Genomic DNA, 16,070 nt, shown 5'->3' on the forward strand with positions numbered 1-16,070 from the left:
CCGGTCAAGATTCAGCGACGAGTTCTGGAATGTACGGTACCTCTCCGTTGAACCGCCTGATAGAGCCCCCGACTGGACCGTGACGCGGACGATGACGTCGGTGAAATTTCTGAAGGACCGGTCAAAACCCAACAGATGCGAGCGGATTCAATTCCTTTGTGACTCTTCTCTGCAAACAATCGCGATGCGGACATGACGGAGGTCCTGAACGACCGGACGGATCAGTTTCAGCTCGAGTCGGACTTTGAGCCCATGGGCGACCAGCCGCAGGCGATCCGCGAGCTCGTGGACGGGGTTGGGCGGGGCGACGAGCACCAGACCCTGCTCGGGGCCACGGGGACGGGCAAGACCTTCACCGTGGCAAACGTGATCGAGGAGGTGAACAAGCCGACCCTCGTCATGAGTCACAACAAAACCCTGGCGGCCCAGCTCTACGGGGAGCTGAAGCAGTTCTTCCCCGATAATGCTGTTGAGTATTTTATCTCGTACTACGACTACTACCAGCCGGAGTCGTACATCGTCCCCAACGACACCTACATCGAGAAGGACGTGGCCATCAACGACCGCATCGAGCGGCTGCGGCTCCGGGCCACGTCCGAACTCGTCAGCGGGCGGGACGACGTGATCGTGGTGGCGAGCGTGTCGTGCATCTACGGCCTCGGTTCGCCCGCGGAATTCCAGAAAGAGATCCTGCCGCTGGAGCGGGGCCTGGAGGTGGAGCGCAACGACCTGCTGCGCCGTTTCATCGACCTGTTCTACGAGCGCAACGACATCGAATTCACGCCCGGCACCTTTCGGGTCCGTGGGGACGTGGTGGACATCTTCCCGGCCTACCGCGAGGAGATCGCCCTTCGAATCGAGTTCTGGGGCGACGAGATCGACCGCCTGGCCCTGTTCGAGCCGGAGAGCGGGCGCGAACTGGAGGAGGTGAACCAGTTTACCCTGTACCCGGCGCAGATCTTCGTCACCCCGGACGATCGCCTGGAACGGGCCATCGAGGACATCAAGGAGGAGCTGCGCTGGCGGCTGGCGGTGCTGCGGGAGGAAGGCAAGATGGTGGAGGCCCAGCGCCTGGAGCAGCGCACCATGTTCGACCTTGAGATGATGCAGGAGGTCGGCTACTGCTCGGGCATTGAGAACTACTCGCGGCACCTGACCGGCCGCGAGCCGGGCGAGCGCCCCTACTGCCTGCTCGACTACTTCCCCGACGACTTCATGCTGGTGGTGGACGAGAGCCACGTCACGATCCCGCAGGTGCGGGCCATGTACAACGGCGACCGGCAGCGCAAGCTGAAGCTGGTGGAGCACGGCTTTCGCCTCCCGTCGGCCCTCGACAACCGCCCCCTCACGTTCGAGGAGTTCGAGGAGCTGACGCCGCAGACCATCTACATGAGCGCCACCCCGGCCGACTACGAGCTGGAGCAGAGTGGGGGCGTCTTCGTCGAACAGGTGGTGCGCCCCACCGGCATTCCCGACCCCGAGGTCGACGTCCGGCCGACCGGGAATCAGGTGGACGACCTGATGGAGGAGATTCGCAAACGCGCCGAGAAGGGCGAGCGCGTGCTCGTAACGACCCTTACGAAGCGGATGACCGAGGACCTGGCCGACTACCTCGACAGCTACGGGGTGGACGTCCGCTGGATGCACTCCGACATCGACGCCCTCGAACGGGTGGACATCATTCGCGGGCTGCGCCTGGGGGAGTACGACGTGCTCGTGGGCGTGAATCTCCTGCGGGAGGGGCTGGACCTGCCGGAGGTATCGCTCGTGGCCATCCTCGACGCGGACCAGCAGGGCTTTCTGCGCTCGGAGACCTCGCTGATCCAGACGGCCGGCCGTGCCGCCCGCAACGTGAACGGGGAGGTGATTCTGTACGCCGACGAAATCACCGACGCGATGCAGAAAATGATCGACGAGACCGAGCGGCGGCGCGAGCGGCAGCTTGAGTACAACGAGACACACGACGTAACGCCGGAACCGATCCGGAAGTCCCCCGACGAGATCAAGATGGGCACGGCGATCGCCGACGAGAAGAGCGAGGGAGAAGAGTCCGGCTCCCGGCACCACTACGGCAGCCCGGATCAGCTCTCCAGCGAGGTGGCCGACCCGGTGGTCGAGTACCTCTCGGAGGACCAGAAGGAGGACCTCGTCGACCAGATGCGAGAAGAAATGGAAGAGGCCGCCGAGAACCTCGAGTTTGAGCGGGCCGCCGAGCTCCGAGACAGCATCGAAGAGCTGGAGGAGGAGCTCGCCGAGAGCGGAGAGTAGAATGTCGAGGCGGGGGAGCAGGGAGGGCAACGGCCGCTCGCTTCCGACCCCCCGCCGGGACCGTGGATGCAGCCTCTCAGCACGCTCCCTCTGAGGACGGGACTTGGGCCTCTGCGGGAGCGGGCGTGTCGTGCCCGCTCGCCGCCGCCTCGGCGCCTGCCGTGAGGGCCTGACTCAGGTCCGCCCGGAGGTCGTCGGTCGACTCGATGCCCACGGAGAGGCGGATGAGCCCGTCGGTGATGCCCGCGTCCTCGCGCTGCTCGGGGGCCATGGAGGCGTGGCTCATGGTGGCGGGGTGCTCGATGAGCGACTCCACGCCGCCTAGCGATTCGGCAAGCGCAAAGACGTCGGTGGAGCGCAGCAGTTCGTTCACGTCGACCTGCTCCTCGTCCACGAAAAAAGAGACCATGCCGCCGTATCCGTTCTGCTGGGCGCGTGCGAGCTCGTGGCTGGGATGGGTGCGGAGGCCGGGGTAGCAGACGCGGTCCACCGCCGAGTGGTCGTCCAAGAAGTGGGCGAGGGCTCGGGCGTTGGTCTCGTGCTGGCGCAGGCGGACCGGCAGCGTCTTCGCCCCGCGCTGCACGAGCCAGCTGTCGAACGGGGCGGCGACGGTGCCGTGCGCGTTTGCGGTGAAGTCGAGTTGGTCGGCCAGAGCCTCCGTGCGGGCGATGATGGCGCCGCCCACCACGTCCGAGTGGCCGTTCAGGTACTTCGTCGTCGAGTACACCACGAGGTCGGCCCCGTAGTCGAGGGGCCGCTGCAGGAGCGGGGAGAGGAACGTGTTGTCGACGATGAGGCGCAGGCCATGCGCGTCGGCAAACTCGGCGAGCGCCTCCAGATCGACGATGCGAAGGAGGGGATTAGAGGGCGTTTCCACCCAGAGGGCTTCCGTTTCGGGGCGCACGGCGTCCGCCAGCGCGTCGTGGTCGGACAGGTCCTCGTACGAGACCGAGAGCTTGCCCTGGTCGTCGAGGTGGGAGAAAAGGCGCTCCGTGCCGCCGTAACAGTCGTGGGCACAGATCAGGTGCGCATCGGCGCCGAAGAGCGAGGTGACCGTCGACACGGCGGCCATGCCCGTGGCACAGGCCACGGCGCCCGCCCCGCCGTCGAGCTCGGCGAGGGTCTCTTCCAGGGAGGCACGTGTCGGGTTGCCGCTGCGCGTGTAGTCGTAGCCTTTCGTCTCGCCGACGTCCTCGAACTGAAAGATTGCCGACTGATAGAGGGGCGGGACGACGCTGTTGTAGGAATCGTCGACGTCTTGGCCCGCCAGGGAGAGAATGGTTTCCGGGTCCAGGTCCATAAGAAAAGTCGTCTCGGTGAGCAGAAGCGTGGAGCCTCACCAAGACGACAGAGGACGAGCCCTGGAACGCAGATGGCCGCGGCCGAAGCACTCCTCTCATCTGTCCCCAGAGGCGTTCGGGGCAGGAGTTGGCACCAGGACGATCGCTCCGATGGGCGAAGCGATCCGGTTGCCACGACGTCGACGGGCCTGTTCCCTCGGTCGTTCTTGATGAGACACCATAACTCTAAGGAACGGGAGGCGGGGTGTCAAGAAGCCGATGCGTTGGGGCGCGTGGCCCTCGCTCGTTCTTCACGCACGGGCGACACGTCCCCGAAACTTTCGGGGGACAATGTCGTGCACCAATGTCGACGATGCTTCTTGACTGACTGAGCGAGTCCACCGACGGCCCCATTATGCAAAACGACCTGCATCCTGAGTACAGCGAAGTCACCATCCAACTCGCGGACGGAACCGAGATGACGACCCGGTCCACCATGGAAACCGACTCGTACGAGACCGAGGTCGACTCGACAAACCACCCCTTTTACACCGGCCGCCGTCAGTTCGTCGACACGGCCGGCCGCGTCGAGAAGTTCAACCGCCGGTACGGGCTTACCGATGACGACGAGGGAGACGACGAAGAGACGGAAGACACCGCCGACGAGTAGGCCACGGGTCCCATTTCGAATGGCGAAGGTCACCTGCGCCCAGCGGGTGGCCTTTTCGTTTTTCAGGGGAGAGCCTGTCGGAGGCCGGCGGTCGGAATCCAGGCATGCCCCCGCCCCTCGTTCCACCCACCCACCATTCTCCAGTCGTATGAGCAGTGTCAACCCCGTCCCCCTCATCGCGGCCAAACGTGACGACGAGTCGCTGTCGAAGGCCGATCTCAGGGCCCTCGTGGACGGCTACACCGAAGGCACCGTCCCCGATTATCAGATGAGCGCGTTTTTGATGGCGGCGTACCTCAACGGGCTCTCCGCCGCGGAGGCGGCCGCCCTGACCGACGCGATGCTCCACTCGGGCACCCACATCGACCTCTCCTCGGTGCCGGGCACCAAGGTGGGCAAGCACTCGACGGGCGGGGTGGGCGACAAGGTGTCCCCGATTCTCGTGCCCCTCGTCGCCAGTTGCGGCGTGCCGGTGGCCAAGCTCAGCGGGCGCGGGCTCGGCCACACCGGCGGCACCATCGACAAGCTCGAATCCATTCCCGGCTTCGGTACGGACCTGGGCGTGGAGCGGTATCGGCGGCAGGTGGAAGAGGTGGGCGGGGTCATTGCCGGGCAGACCGGGGCGGTGGCCCCCGCCGACAAGAAGATTTACGCGCTCCGCGACGTCACGGCCACCGTCGACTCGATCCCGCTCATTGCCGCCTCGATCATGAGCAAGAAGCTCGCGGAGGGCAACGACGCCCTCGTGCTCGACGTGAAGTGCGGGCGCGGGGCCTTCATGAAGACGGACGCCGACGCGCGAACGCTGGCCGAGACGCTGGTTGCCATCGGGGCCGAGCACGACACGCCCGTCGTGGCGGTCATGACGAACATGGACGTGCCGCTGGGGCGGGCCGTGGGAAACTGGCCCGAGATTCGAGAGGCGATTGCCTGCCTGCAGGGGGAGCACGCCGACTCCGCCCTCATGGAAATTGTCCGCGGCCTGGCCGGCGAGATGATTGTTCTGGGCGGCGCCGCGGAGACGCCGGCGGAGGGCCGGGAGAGGGCCCGCGCGGCCATCGCGAGCGGGGCGGCGCTGGATCAGTTCCGGTCCCTCGTTGAGGCACAGGGAGGAGACCCAATGGTCCTCGACGATCCGGACGGGCGGCCTGACAGTGCATCGGTGGCCGAAGTAACCGCGCCGCCCGAGGCGGGGGGCTACGTCGCGGATCTCGACGCCCTGTCGATCGGACAGGCCGCCGTAAGGCTCGGGGCCGGACGCCAGACGAAAGAGGCGTCGGTCGACCCGATCGCCGGCCTGAGCCGGCTCAAGAAGCCGGGAGATCCGGTCGACGACGGGGACGTGCTCGCCCGGCTCCACGCCGGCGGAACGCCCGACCTGGAGGCCGTTCGGGCCGCCGTGCGTAGCGCGTACACCTTCTCCGACACACCTCCGTCCGCCGCCCCGGCCCTGCAGGCCCGCTACGACGCCGAGGGCTGGACCCGTCTGTCGGAGGGCGCCGCGGAATCGGAGGGCGCCGCGGAAGAGGTGTAACAATCCACTTCCGTGCAAAGTATATGAACTGCACATTCGCCGATCCTTCGATACCGCTCCCCGTGCCATGTCTATCTGGTCCCGATTCAAGCGTGCAGTAAAGTCGCTCTTCGGCGGCGCCGTCTCGGCGATGGAGGATCCGCGGACGATTCTCGAACAAAACATCCGGGAGCTCAACGATCAGGTCCCGGAGATGAACGAGAACATCGCCACGGTGAAGGCGAACAAGATCATGCTCGAGAAGGAGGTCAAGAAGACAAGAGACCGGGTCGAGCAGCTTTCCAACCGCATCAAGACCGCCCTCAAGTCCGACCGCGAAGACATTGCCAAAAAGTACGCGAAGCGGCTGGAGGACCAGAAGGAAAGCCTCGAGCGGACGGAGGAACAGCTCACGGGCGCCGAGCGGGCCTACGAGAAAGCCCTTAAGGTCAAAAAGGCCTTCATGCGCGAGAAGGAGCAGAAAATTCAGGAGGCGAAGGATGCCCTCCGCCAGCACGAGCGGGCGCAGTGGCAGGCCGAGATTGCCGACACGATGGAGCAGTTTGAGGTGTCGGGGCTGGACCAGACCCACGACGAGATGGTGCGGCGCCTGGATGAGGAATCCGCCAAGAACGAGGCCCGGATGGAGATGGCCCTCGATTCGGTGGACACCGAGGCCCTCCAGATTGAGGAAGACGCCGAGGAGCTGCGGGCCCAGCAGGTCGTCGACGAGTTCAAGGCCGACATGGGCATGGTCGAGGAGGAGGAGTCGCTGGACTCGGAGTCCGTGGAGGAAGAGACGATCGACCTGCCCGAGGACGAAGAACTTGAGGAGCCGTCGAAGACCATCGGCAAGCAGCGCAACAAGTCGGAGTAGTTCGGTTTCGGGCGATTGCTGATTGACAAGTCTGAACGCCCCGACCCAGCGCGCACAACCCGCCCTCGACCTAGCCATGACCGACGACGAATTTCAGCGGCTGAAGGAGACCGAGAAGCGGCACCTGCGGGCCAAAAAACGCCTCCAAGCGACCCTCGACCAACTGAAGCAGCAAGAGGAGGTCCAGGGCGTCGTGCGGCGCATGACGCAGGGCGCCCGGCGCCTGCTGGCCGAGACCGAGTCGCTCGTGGATCGGCTCCGGGGGGCAGTCGCGGAGCAGGAGGCCCGCTTCGAGGTGGCTCTCGACGACGAGTGGGAGGAGGATGAAGGGCTCCGCGAGGCCGAAGAGGCCCTCCGGGACGAGCGCGCCGAGCAGCTCGTCCGTCGGATGAAGGCGGAGGAGACCGAATCGTCCACGCGTCCGGGGGCGGCGCCCGATGCCGACGAATCGGCTGCCTCCGAGGCGGCAGACGAGCCGCATCCGGAGGGGCCCGACAAAACCATCGGCCGCATGGGCGACCTCCGTGCCGACGACGCTTCGTAGCCCGAACAGCTTCGTAGCCCGAACAACTGCCCCGTCATGGACGACGACATCAACTACACGAAGGAGGCCCTCTTCAACACCTGGAATTTGGTGTTTCTGATCACGGTCGTGGCCGTGGCGGCGGGCCTCGGGTTGATCGGGGTTCTTCCCGCCTGGCTGCCGGAGCTCCTCCTGTTGCTGGGGGGCGGGGCGGAGCTCCTCTACCTGGGGGTGATGCCGCGGCACGACCGGTTCCAGCGGTACGTTCGCGCCGAGAAGCGCTCCGAGCAGCACCAGGCCCCGTCCCAGCGCGAAATTTTCAGCCAGCTCCGCAACCAGAGCCAGCGCCGCTACGCCAAGCTCCGGAAGCTCAAAGAGCAAATCCAGGCGAACTACCAAAAGCTCAGCTACGCCTCGCAGGGCCTTTTGGGGAGTCACGTCGACAAGATTGACGGCCTGCTGGACTCGTACCTCGATCTGCTTCACCAGCGGGAGCGGTATCGGGCCTTTATGGACAGCGCCACGGAGGCGCAGATCCTCGAGTCCATCGATGCGCTGAAGAAGGACATGGCCGATGACGCCGAGCGGGTGCGGGCCGTCAAGCAGCGACGGCTGAAGGTACTGGAGCGCCGGCTGGCGCGCCTCCGCAAGGCCCACGAAAACCTGGAGATCATCGGTGCGCAGCTCAGCACCATCGAGGACGTGGTGCGGTACATCCACGAGCAGTCCTGGACGCTGCAGAACCCGGAGGAGGTGACGGCCCAGCTCGACACCCTGCTGCAGGAGGTGGAGGAAACCCAGAGCTCCATCCGCGAGATCGAAGACGTATTCGCCGCCCCCACCGACTACCTCGACGACGAGATGGCGGAGGACCTGGATGCGCTTGACGCGGAGCTGGATGGGGCCACGGACGGGGCACTTGACGTGCCCGACAGCGCCACTGGGGCCCCGTCCGATCCCGAAGACACGGCGACGGAGCGGGCGTCCCAGTCCCGAGTCCGGGAGTAGCCGTTACGGGGGGCTACTGGCAGCCTCATTCAGACGATTCGGCTGCGGACCCGAGGGGCGGTACCCCTCGTCGCCCGTAGGCGAGCACAAGCTTGAGGTGAGCGACCGTCGGGTCGACCAGGCCGAGCGAATCCAATCGTTCTTGAGGGGTCTCTGGAAGCTTTGGGGGACTCACGCGCCCCATCCACAGCTCCATCTTGTCGCCCAGTGCGTGGGGCCCGGGAAATTGGCCGTCGGGCAAGTGCGTGGTGTAGAAGGCACGCTTTTCCTCAAGCCGGGCGCGCACCTCCTCGGCCACCTCCGAGAGCTCCGGCCGCTCCTCGGCCACCATTGCCTTCCCGAGGAGGTAGTTCCGGTACGTGAACGGAAGGTCGAGCAGCGTTTCGATGATCGTTGGGGCCCGGTCGGGCTCCTCTTCGAGCCCGACTTCGGCGGCCCGCGCGGTGGCCGTGGCGATGAGGCAGAGCGTCTCCTCGGCCACGAGCTCCGGGTCGGCCCCCTCCATGTCGCCGATGCTTTCGAGCACGGCGTGGGTCAGGTCCTGCGTGAGGCCCAGGGTGCCAACCGTGGCGAACGACGTGAAGCGGGCCACGCGGTTGAGGGCGGCGTCAGGGGCGTCGGAAGACATGGGGCGGCCGGCTGAGGGAAAGGAAACCGTGGTCGGGCGGAGACAGGGCTAGGATTCGGCGGGGGACGTGTCCTCAGACTTGCTCTTCCAGTTCCCACTTTGTCCGCCGGTCTTGGCGCGCAGGTGCACGTCGCCGATGCGGATGTTCTTGGTGACCGACTTGCACATGTCGTAGATCGTAAGGGAGGCGACCGAAACCGCCGTCAGCGCCTCCATCTCGACCCCCGTTACGCCGAAGGACTTCGTAAAGGCCCGGACATCGATGGCCTGCTCGTCCTCGTTGAACGTAAAGTCGACCTCCACGCCGTTGATGGTGGCATCGTGGCAGAGGGGAATGAGCTTGTCGGTCTGTTTGGCCCCCATGATGCCGGCGATCTGGGCGGTCGTGAGGACGTCGCCCTTCTCGATGTCGTGCTCCCGAACGCGCCGGAACGCCTCCTCGCCCAGGTGAACCCGTCCGGCGGCGACGGCCGTCCGGGCGGAATCCGACTTCTGGGACGCGTCCATCATGCGGACGCCTCCTTCGGGATCGGGGTGGGTAAGTGTAGAAGGATCGGCCATAGGTCAGTCAGCAAAAGCGAAATGAATGCGTACACACGGAGCAAGACCCGGGGAGGATGCTCCGTCCGTTCGAATCGGGAGGGGGCCCGTTGGTTTCAAAACGCGAGAGGGGGAGTGATTAGTGTGCGTCCGGCCAGTCGGGGGTTGTGTGCACCGGAGTGCCCCCCAGATACGTCGCCACGACGTCCGTGTCCAGTAGATGGTCGGACGGCACCGTCATGAGGTCCTGAGAGAGTACCACGAAGTCGGCGCGTTTGCCTACGGATATGGATCCGATCTCGCCCTCCTGAAACGCAGCGTACGCGGCGCCCTGGGTGTGGGCGTAAAGGGCCGTGGCGCGGGACAGCCGCTCGTCGGGCTGCCAGCCCCCGTTGGGCGCTCCGCCGGCGTCCCGGCGCGTGACGGCGGCGTAAAAGCCCCGGATCGGGTCGGGGGGCTCGACCGGCGCATCGGACCCGAAGGCGAGGCGGGCGCCCGCCTCCTGCAGGCTTCGCCACGCGTAGGCGTCGGTGAGTCGGTCTGGGCCGAGCCGCGCCGGGGCCCAGCCGTGATCGCTCGGCGCAAATGCCGGCTGGACGGAGGCGATCACGCCGAGGCGGCCGAAGCGGGGGCGGTCGTCGGGGGCCACGACCTGGGCGTGTTCGATCCGAGGCCGGCGGAGCGGACGGGTGCTCTCCCGGGCGACGTGTTCGTACGCGTCCAGCACCTGACGGTTGGCCCGGTCGCCGATGGCGTGGGTGTTGACCTGAAACCCACACTCGTGCGCCACCCGCACGTGCTCCCGGAACGCGTCGCTGTCGTGGAGAAGAAAGCCGCGGGTGCCCGGCGCATCGGCGTAGTCGTCAAGGAGGGCGGCGCCGCGGCTGCCGAGCGCGCCGTCGGCGAAGAACTTGACCGACTCCACGTCGAGGCGGCCGGACGCGTGGTGCAGCGGGCCCCGATCACAGAAATGCTCGAGCGTCTCCCCGCCCCCATTGATCATGGCGTACAGCCGGAGCGGGAAGCGATCCTCCTCAAGGAAGTCCTGAACCCGCTGGAGGGCCGAGAGCCCTACCCCGGCGTCGTGCAGGCTCGTGATGCCGCGTCGGGCAGTATGGCGGAGGGCGGCAGAGAGGGCGCGGTCCTGTTGTGTCTCGCTGGGGGGCGGGATGTGGTCCTCAACGAGGGCCATCGCGGCATCGATCAGCACGCCCGTAGGGGTGCCGGTGCGGTCGCGGTGGATGTGCCCGCCGCCGGGGTCGCTCATCTCGTAGAGGCGGTCGAGGCCCACGGTGGCCTCCAGGGCAGCCGTGTTGGCCCACCCGGCATGAACGTCCGTGCGCGTGAGCCAGACGGGACGCTCCGGAAACGCGGCATCCAGAACGTCACGGGTGGGGAGGCGAGCGGGCGTCCACTCGGTCTGGTCCCACCCGTGGCCCCGCAGCCACGTGGCGGACGGAGGGTCGTGCTCGGCGACGAATGCTTGGAGCTCTTCAACAACCGCGTCGGGAGAAGCGGCGGTGGTGAGGTCGGCCCGCCGAAGGGCCAGCCCGAGCTCTTGCAGGTGGGCGTGGGCGTCGACGAAGCCGGGCACGATGGTCCGTCCCTCGGCGTCAATGCGCCGGGCCTCCGGAACGGCCGTCGAGGCCTCTGCGGGCGAGCCCACCCCGGCAATACGGCCGTCGCGGACGGCCAGGGCCGAGGCGGGGACGGGCCCGCCATCACCGCCATTAACGGGGTACACGCGGGCATTCGTGATCAGGAACTCGGAAGGGGACATCGGAAGAAAAGCGAGCAGTAGGAGGTATCAAAAGACGATAGGTCCAAATCAGGTGATTTTATGAAAGCGCTTTTCGTAAAGAACGGGTGACTGAAAGCGCTTTACACAAAATCATGATTTGATACTCACAGTTCTTTCACTGACATAAAGATTCCCTTTACACGGAATATAAAAAAAGAGGCCGTTCCGGACGGCTGCCCGGTCCGCATGGGCAGCTCCCATTGCGGCGCGACCCGCGACACGACCATGGGCTCCTCCCTCCCACCCCCATCCCTCGTGCCATCCCCAGACCGTCCGTCACTAGGCCCCCGGCGAGAGCGATCCAACTGTGGCGTCGGGGTCCTTATGGACCTCAACGGCACGAAGAGCCACGCAATGGTCGACGAGGCGCTCGGCCTGCTTCGCCGGCTGGACCACCGTGGGGCGCGCGGCGCCGAAGAAAACACGGGGGACGGGGCGGGTGTCCTGATTCAGAAGCCCCACGCGTTCTACCAAGACGTCGTGCCGCGCCTGGGTCCTGCGGACTCCTACGGGGTCGGCCAGTTTTTTCTCCCGACCGACAAGCACGTCCAATCGGCGCTCCGCGACTTCGTCGATCAGCAGGTACGGGCCGAAGGCTTTGAATCTATTGCGTGGCGCTCTGTGCCGACCGACGCCTCCGACCTCGGCCCCACGGCCCGCGCCACGGAGCCCGACGTGTGGCAGCTCTTCGTCCGGCCCACCGAGTCGCTTTCGCCCGAGGCCCTGGACGCCCGGCTGTACGTCCTGCGTCGTCTCCTCGAATCGGCGGTGGCGAACAGCGGCTTCGACGACAATGAGACGTTCTACGTCTGTTCGTTGGATCGGCGCAGGGTGGTCTACAAGGGACTCCTGACCAATGCGCAGGTCGCCAGCTACTACCCGGAGCTGACCGACGATCGGGTGCAATCGACCCTGGCCCTCGTCCACTCGCGCTTCTCCACGAACACGCTGGGCGCGTGGCGGCTCGCCCACCCCTACCGCACCGTCGTCCACAATGGAGAGGTCAATACGCTCCGTGGCAACTTCAACTGGATGCGGGCCCGGGCGGCAGACCTGCACACCGACGCCTTTGGGGAGGACCTGGAGCGAATCCGGCCCATCACCACGGCGGCGCAGAGCGATACGGCGGTGCTCGACAATGTCCTGGAGCTGCTCGTGGAGAGCGGCCGCTCCCTGCCCCACGCCCTGCGGATGCTCATCCCGGAGGCCTGGACCAAGGACGCCCGCATGAGCGCGGCCCGGCGGGCCTGGTACGAGTACCATTCGACCCTCATCGAGCCCTGGGACGGGCCGCTCCTCGTGGCCTTTACCGACGGGGACAGCGTGGGGGCAGTGCTCGACCGCAACGGCCTGCGGCCGTGCCGCTACTGGGTCACCCACGACGACCGGATCGTGATGGCCAGCGAAGCGGGCGTCGTGGACCTGCCGCCCGACCGGGTGGCCCGGAAGGACCGCCTCCAGCCCGGCCAGCTTTTCCTCGCGGACGCGGCGGCGGAGCGCATTGTGCCGGAGGACGAGGTGTTCGGGCGACTGACCGACGAAAAGTACGGGCGGTGGCTCGGCGAGGCGCGCGTGCGGCTCCGCACACTGGTGTCCGCCGATCCGTCCTCGGGCGGTGCGATGGCGTCAGGGGCGCCAGGCTCCCTGGACGGAGAGTCGGATGCCGTGCCCCGGCGACAGCGGGCCTTCGGCTACACGCGGGAGCACGTCCGGCGCCTCGTGCAGCCGATGGTAGACGACGGCACGGACCCGGTGGGCGCGATGGGCAACGACACCCCGCCCGCCGTGCTCTCGGACCAGAGCAAGACGCTCTTTACCTACTTTAAGCAGCTGTTTGCGCAGGTCTCCAATCCGCCCCTCGACTACATCCGCGAGGAGCTGGTCACCTCGCTCGAAAGCCACATCGGGCGCAAGGGCAACCTGCTGACGGAGGGCCCCGAGCACTGCCGACAGGTGCACCTCAACTCGCCCCTCCTGAGCGACGCGGAGCGGGATGCCCTTCACGACATCGACACGAACGGCATCCGGTCGACAACGATCGACACGACGTTCGGGGATGAGACCGGCCTGGAGGCCGCCGTCGAGCAGATGTGTCGGGACGCGCGGGAGGCCGTAGCGGCGGGCGACGAAATTCTCCTCCTGTCGGACCGCGGCACGGGGCCGGATCGCCTCCCAATCCCGAGTTTGCTCGCCGTGGGGGCCGTGCACCACGACCTGATTCGGGCGGGCCGCCGGACGCACGCGGCGCTCGTGGTCGAAAGCGGGCAGCCCTGTGCGGTGCATCACGTCTGTACGCTCCTGGGCTACGGGGCCGACGCCATACATCCTTATCTGGCCTACGCCACTGTGCGCGACTGGGCGGGGCGCAGCGACGCGGTCCCCGACGCCGAAACGGCCATCGAGCGATACGTCGGGGCCCTCGAACAGGGCCTGCTCAAAGTGATGGCCAAAATGGGCATCTCCACCCTCGAAAGCTACAAGGGGGCGCAGGTCTTCGAGGCGGTTGGCCTCGACTCGGAATTTGTAGAAACGTACTTCTGCGGCACTCCCTCACGAATTGAGGGGGCGGGCATCGACGAGCTGGAGGCCGACCTGCGCGATCGTCACGAGAAGGCGTTTGGGAACGCGTTGCCGGGCGCGACGGACCTGGAGAGCGGGGGCGAGCTGTACTGGCGACGGGATGGGGAGCACCATCAGTGGAACCCGCAGACGATCGGCAGGCTCCAACATGCGGTGCGGCAAAACGACCGCGCGAGCTACGACCAGTTTGCGGCCCTCGTGAACGAGCAGGCGAACCGCCATCAGACGCTCCGGGGCCTGCTCGACTTCGACACGGACCCCGACGGGGCCATTCCGCTCTCCGAGGTGGAGCCCGCCGAGTCCATCGTCCAGCGCTTCTTCACGGCCTCCATGTCGTTTGGCTCCCTCAGTCCGGAGGCCCACGAGACGCTCGCCGTCGCGATGAATCGGATTGGCGGGCGGGCCAGCACCGGCGAGGGCGGCGAGCAGGTCGACCGCTTCGGCACCGAGCGCGAATGTGCGATCAAGCAGGTGGCCAGTGGGCGCTTCGGGGTGACGAGCACCTACCTCAACAGTGCCGACGCCATCGAAATCAAGATGGCGCAGGGCTCGAAGCCGGGGGAGGGCGGCCACCTGCCGGGGGAGAAGGTCAACGACCTCATCGCCGAGACGCGCTACACGACCCCGGGGGTGTCGCTCATTTCGCCGCCGCCCCACCACGACATTTACTCGATTGAGGACCTCGCGCAGCTCATCCACGACCTCAAGAGCGCCAACTCGGCGGCGGACATGCACGTGAAGCTCGTGGCGGCGGCCGGCATTGGGGTCATCGCCGCGGGCGTGTCCAAGGCGAAGGCCGATGCCCTCCTCATCAGCGGACAGTCCGGCGGGACGGGCGCGTCGCCGAAGACCTCCATCAAGTCGGCGGGCCTCCCGTGGGAGCTGGGCGTGTCGGAGGCGCAGCAGGTGCTTCTCGAAAACAACCTCCGCTCCCGCATCCGCCTCCGGGTGGACGGCGGCCTCAAAACCGGGCGGGACGTGGCCGTGGCGGCGTTGTTGGGAGGCGAAGAATTTGGCTTTGGCACCGCGGCCCTCGTCTGTCTGGGGTGCATTATGCTGCGGAAGTGTCACTGCAACACCTGCTCGGTGGGCATCGCCACGCAGGACCCGGAGTTGCGCGAGCAGTTCGTGGGCGAGCCCGAGCACGTGATGCGCTACATGCACTTTGTGGCGGAGGAGCTGCGCGAGATCATGGCGGATCTTGGGGTGCGCACCGTTGACGAGATGGTGGGGCGTACCGACTTGCTTCGGCAGCGAGACACTGACCCCCCGAAGGCCCGTCGGCTGGACCTGGGATCGATTTTGCACCGCCCGGCCAGCGACGACGATCCGCGGAAGACGACAGAACAGGACCACAAGCTGGACGACAAGTTGGACCACGCCCTCATCGAAGAGGCCCGCCCGGCCCTCGATCAGCAAACCCCGGTCCAGATTGCCCACGACGTTCACAACTGGGACCGGGCAGTCGGGGCCATGATCAGTGCCGAGGTGACCGGTCGCTACGGGCCGGACGGGCTCCCCGACGGCACCATCGAGATCGATCTGGAGGGGGGGGCGGGGCAGAGCTTTGGGGCCTTCCTGGCCTCCGGGGTGACCCTGCGGCTCGTGGGAGAGGCCAACGACTACGTCGGGAAAGGCCTGTCCGGGGGCCGGATCATTCTGCGCACCCCAGAGACGGCGGGCTTCGAGGCGGACGAGAACATCATCCTGGGCAACGTGGCCCTCTACGGCGCAACCCGGGGGGAGGCGTACGTCAACGGCCAGGCCGGTGAGCGCTTTGCGGTCCGCAACTCCGGCGTACAGGCGGTCGTGGAGGGCGTGGGCGACCACGGGTGCGAGTACATGACCGGCGGTGTGGTCGTCGTGCTTGGAGGCACAGGCCGCAACTTCGGGGCGGGCATGAGTGGGGGGGAGGCGTACGTGCTCGACGAGGACGGGACCTTCGAGGACACGGTCAACCGCGGGATGGTGTACGTTGAGGCGCTGTCCGACGAGCGGGACCGCCGCCTCGTTCGCCGCCTCGTGGAGCACCACCTGCACCACACGGGCAGCGCCAAGGCGGCCCGCGTGCTGGACGCGTGGGACACGCGCGTCGACCAGTTTCGCAAGGCCATGCCCGACGCCTTTGCCCGACAGGTGGAGGCCCATTTGGAGAACGGGGAGGACATCCGGCCCTCCGTGCCGCCCGCACCGGGGGCCTCCTCCACTGTTTTGGCCTAGCTCCCTTGGTTGAGCCGTTCCCCCGTGAAGCGCATTGCGTAGTGCGTATCGCGTAGGTTCGTCATCGACCTCGTGTGACGATACGCAACACGAAATACGCAATCCCCCGAGTCCGGCGTGGCGCTCCCTGCACGTAGCCCACCAGCGAACCTCTCCTCACCG

General features: G+C 66.7%; 11 protein-coding genes and 1 riboswitch. Of the genes, 7 read left to right on the forward strand and 4 right to left on the reverse strand.

The genetic code is table 11. From position 1 onward, the window contains the following. Positions 1–192: 192 nt before the first annotated feature. The gene (gene uvrB / locus OJA40_RS14010) at positions 193–2,268 is read left to right on the forward strand and encodes an excinuclease ABC subunit UvrB (protein ID WP_208425963.1); all 2,076 of its coding nucleotides are present in this window, start codon (positions 193–195) and stop codon (positions 2,266–2,268) included. A 76-nt stretch (positions 2,269–2,344) separates the two neighbouring features. Here uvrB and OJA40_RS14015 read toward each other — a convergent pair whose 3' ends face one another. Then, a complete protein-coding gene (locus OJA40_RS14015; RefSeq protein ID WP_208425964.1) occupies positions 2,345–3,568 on the reverse strand; it encodes a trans-sulfuration enzyme family protein in 1,224 nt (407 codons plus the stop codon). Positions 3,569–3,661: 93 nt separating this feature from the next. Next, positions 3,662–3,785, reverse strand: a riboswitch (SAM riboswitch). A 178-nt stretch (positions 3,786–3,963) separates the two neighbouring features. Here OJA40_RS14015 and rpmE point away from each other — a divergent pair. The 5 genes from rpmE (at position 3,964) to OJA40_RS14040 (ending at position 8,139) form a co-directional block, all read left to right on the forward strand. Continuing rightward, positions 3,964–4,218 (forward strand): 50S ribosomal protein L31, encoded by a 255-nt coding sequence (rpmE, locus tag OJA40_RS14020; RefSeq protein ID WP_208425965.1) that lies wholly within the window; start codon positions 3,964–3,966, stop codon positions 4,216–4,218. Between the two features lie 148 nt (positions 4,219–4,366). Then, a complete protein-coding gene (locus OJA40_RS14025) occupies positions 4,367–5,752 on the forward strand; it encodes a thymidine phosphorylase (RefSeq protein WP_208427466.1) in 1,386 nt (461 codons plus the stop codon). 67 nt (positions 5,753–5,819) lie between these two features. Continuing rightward, entirely contained in the window at positions 5,820–6,608 is a 789-nt protein-coding gene (locus OJA40_RS14030) for a PspA/IM30 family protein (protein ID WP_208427467.1), read from the forward strand. Positions 6,609–6,684: 76 nt separating this feature from the next. Next, positions 6,685–7,152 carry a hypothetical protein gene (locus OJA40_RS14035; protein ID WP_208427468.1) on the forward strand — a complete coding sequence of 156 codons (468 nt, stop codon included), beginning with the start codon at positions 6,685–6,687 and terminating at the stop codon, positions 7,150–7,152. A 36-nt stretch (positions 7,153–7,188) separates the two neighbouring features. Continuing rightward, on the forward strand, positions 7,189–8,139 hold the full coding sequence (locus OJA40_RS14040) for a hypothetical protein (RefSeq protein WP_208427469.1): 951 nt from the start codon (positions 7,189–7,191) through the stop codon (positions 8,137–8,139). A gap of 25 nt (positions 8,140–8,164) precedes the next feature. Here the strand turns inward: OJA40_RS14040 and OJA40_RS14045 are convergent, their stop codons facing one another. The 3 genes from OJA40_RS14045 to OJA40_RS14055 form a co-directional block, all read right to left on the reverse strand. Continuing rightward, positions 8,165–8,767 (reverse strand): hypothetical protein, encoded by a 603-nt coding sequence (locus OJA40_RS14045; RefSeq protein ID WP_208427470.1) that lies wholly within the window; start codon positions 8,765–8,767, stop codon positions 8,165–8,167. Between the two features lie 48 nt (positions 8,768–8,815). Continuing rightward, positions 8,816–9,328 (reverse strand): cyclic pyranopterin monophosphate synthase MoaC, encoded by a 513-nt coding sequence (moaC, locus tag OJA40_RS14050; RefSeq protein WP_208427471.1) that lies wholly within the window; start codon positions 9,326–9,328, stop codon positions 8,816–8,818. 118 nt (positions 9,329–9,446) lie between these two features. After that, the gene (locus OJA40_RS14055; protein ID WP_208427472.1) at positions 9,447–11,087 is read right to left on the reverse strand and encodes an amidohydrolase; all 1,641 of its coding nucleotides are present in this window, start codon (positions 11,085–11,087) and stop codon (positions 9,447–9,449) included. 246 nt (positions 11,088–11,333) lie between these two features. On the opposite strand from OJA40_RS14055, the gene gltB reads away from it, so the two are divergent. Then, positions 11,334–15,908 carry a glutamate synthase large subunit gene (gene gltB / locus OJA40_RS14060; RefSeq protein WP_263811025.1) on the forward strand — a complete coding sequence of 1,525 codons (4,575 nt, stop codon included), beginning with the start codon at positions 11,334–11,336 and terminating at the stop codon, positions 15,906–15,908. The last annotated feature ends 162 nt before the right edge of the window (positions 15,909–16,070 follow it).

Source organism: Salinibacter pepae (assembly GCF_947077775.1).
GTDB lineage: Bacteria > Bacteroidota > Rhodothermia > Rhodothermales > Salinibacteraceae > Salinibacter > Salinibacter pepae.

What these genes read in the sequence shown, in the direction of transcription:
- uvrB (WP_208425963.1), top strand. Translation starts at nt 193, where the DNA reads ATGACGGAGGTCCTGAACGACCGGACGGATCAGTTTCAGCTCGAGTCG.
- OJA40_RS14015 (WP_208425964.1), bottom strand. Translation starts at nt 3,568, where the DNA reads ATGGACCTGGACCCGGAAACCATTCTCTCCCTGGCGGGCCAAGACGTC.
- rpmE (WP_208425965.1), top strand. Translation starts at nt 3,964, where the DNA reads ATGCAAAACGACCTGCATCCTGAGTACAGCGAAGTCACCATCCAACTC.
- OJA40_RS14025 (WP_208427466.1), top strand. Translation starts at nt 4,367, where the DNA reads ATGAGCAGTGTCAACCCCGTCCCCCTCATCGCGGCCAAACGTGACGAC.
- OJA40_RS14030 (WP_208427467.1), top strand. Translation starts at nt 5,820, where the DNA reads ATGTCTATCTGGTCCCGATTCAAGCGTGCAGTAAAGTCGCTCTTCGGC.
- OJA40_RS14035 (WP_208427468.1), top strand. Translation starts at nt 6,685, where the DNA reads ATGACCGACGACGAATTTCAGCGGCTGAAGGAGACCGAGAAGCGGCAC.
- OJA40_RS14040 (WP_208427469.1), top strand. Translation starts at nt 7,189, where the DNA reads ATGGACGACGACATCAACTACACGAAGGAGGCCCTCTTCAACACCTGG.
- OJA40_RS14045 (WP_208427470.1), bottom strand. Translation starts at nt 8,767, where the DNA reads ATGTCTTCCGACGCCCCTGACGCCGCCCTCAACCGCGTGGCCCGCTTC.
- moaC (WP_208427471.1), bottom strand. Translation starts at nt 9,328, where the DNA reads ATGGCCGATCCTTCTACACTTACCCACCCCGATCCCGAAGGAGGCGTC.
- OJA40_RS14055 (WP_208427472.1), bottom strand. Translation starts at nt 11,087, where the DNA reads ATGTCCCCTTCCGAGTTCCTGATCACGAATGCCCGCGTGTACCCCGTT.
- gltB (WP_263811025.1), top strand. Translation starts at nt 11,334, where the DNA reads ATGGGCTCCTCCCTCCCACCCCCATCCCTCGTGCCATCCCCAGACCGT.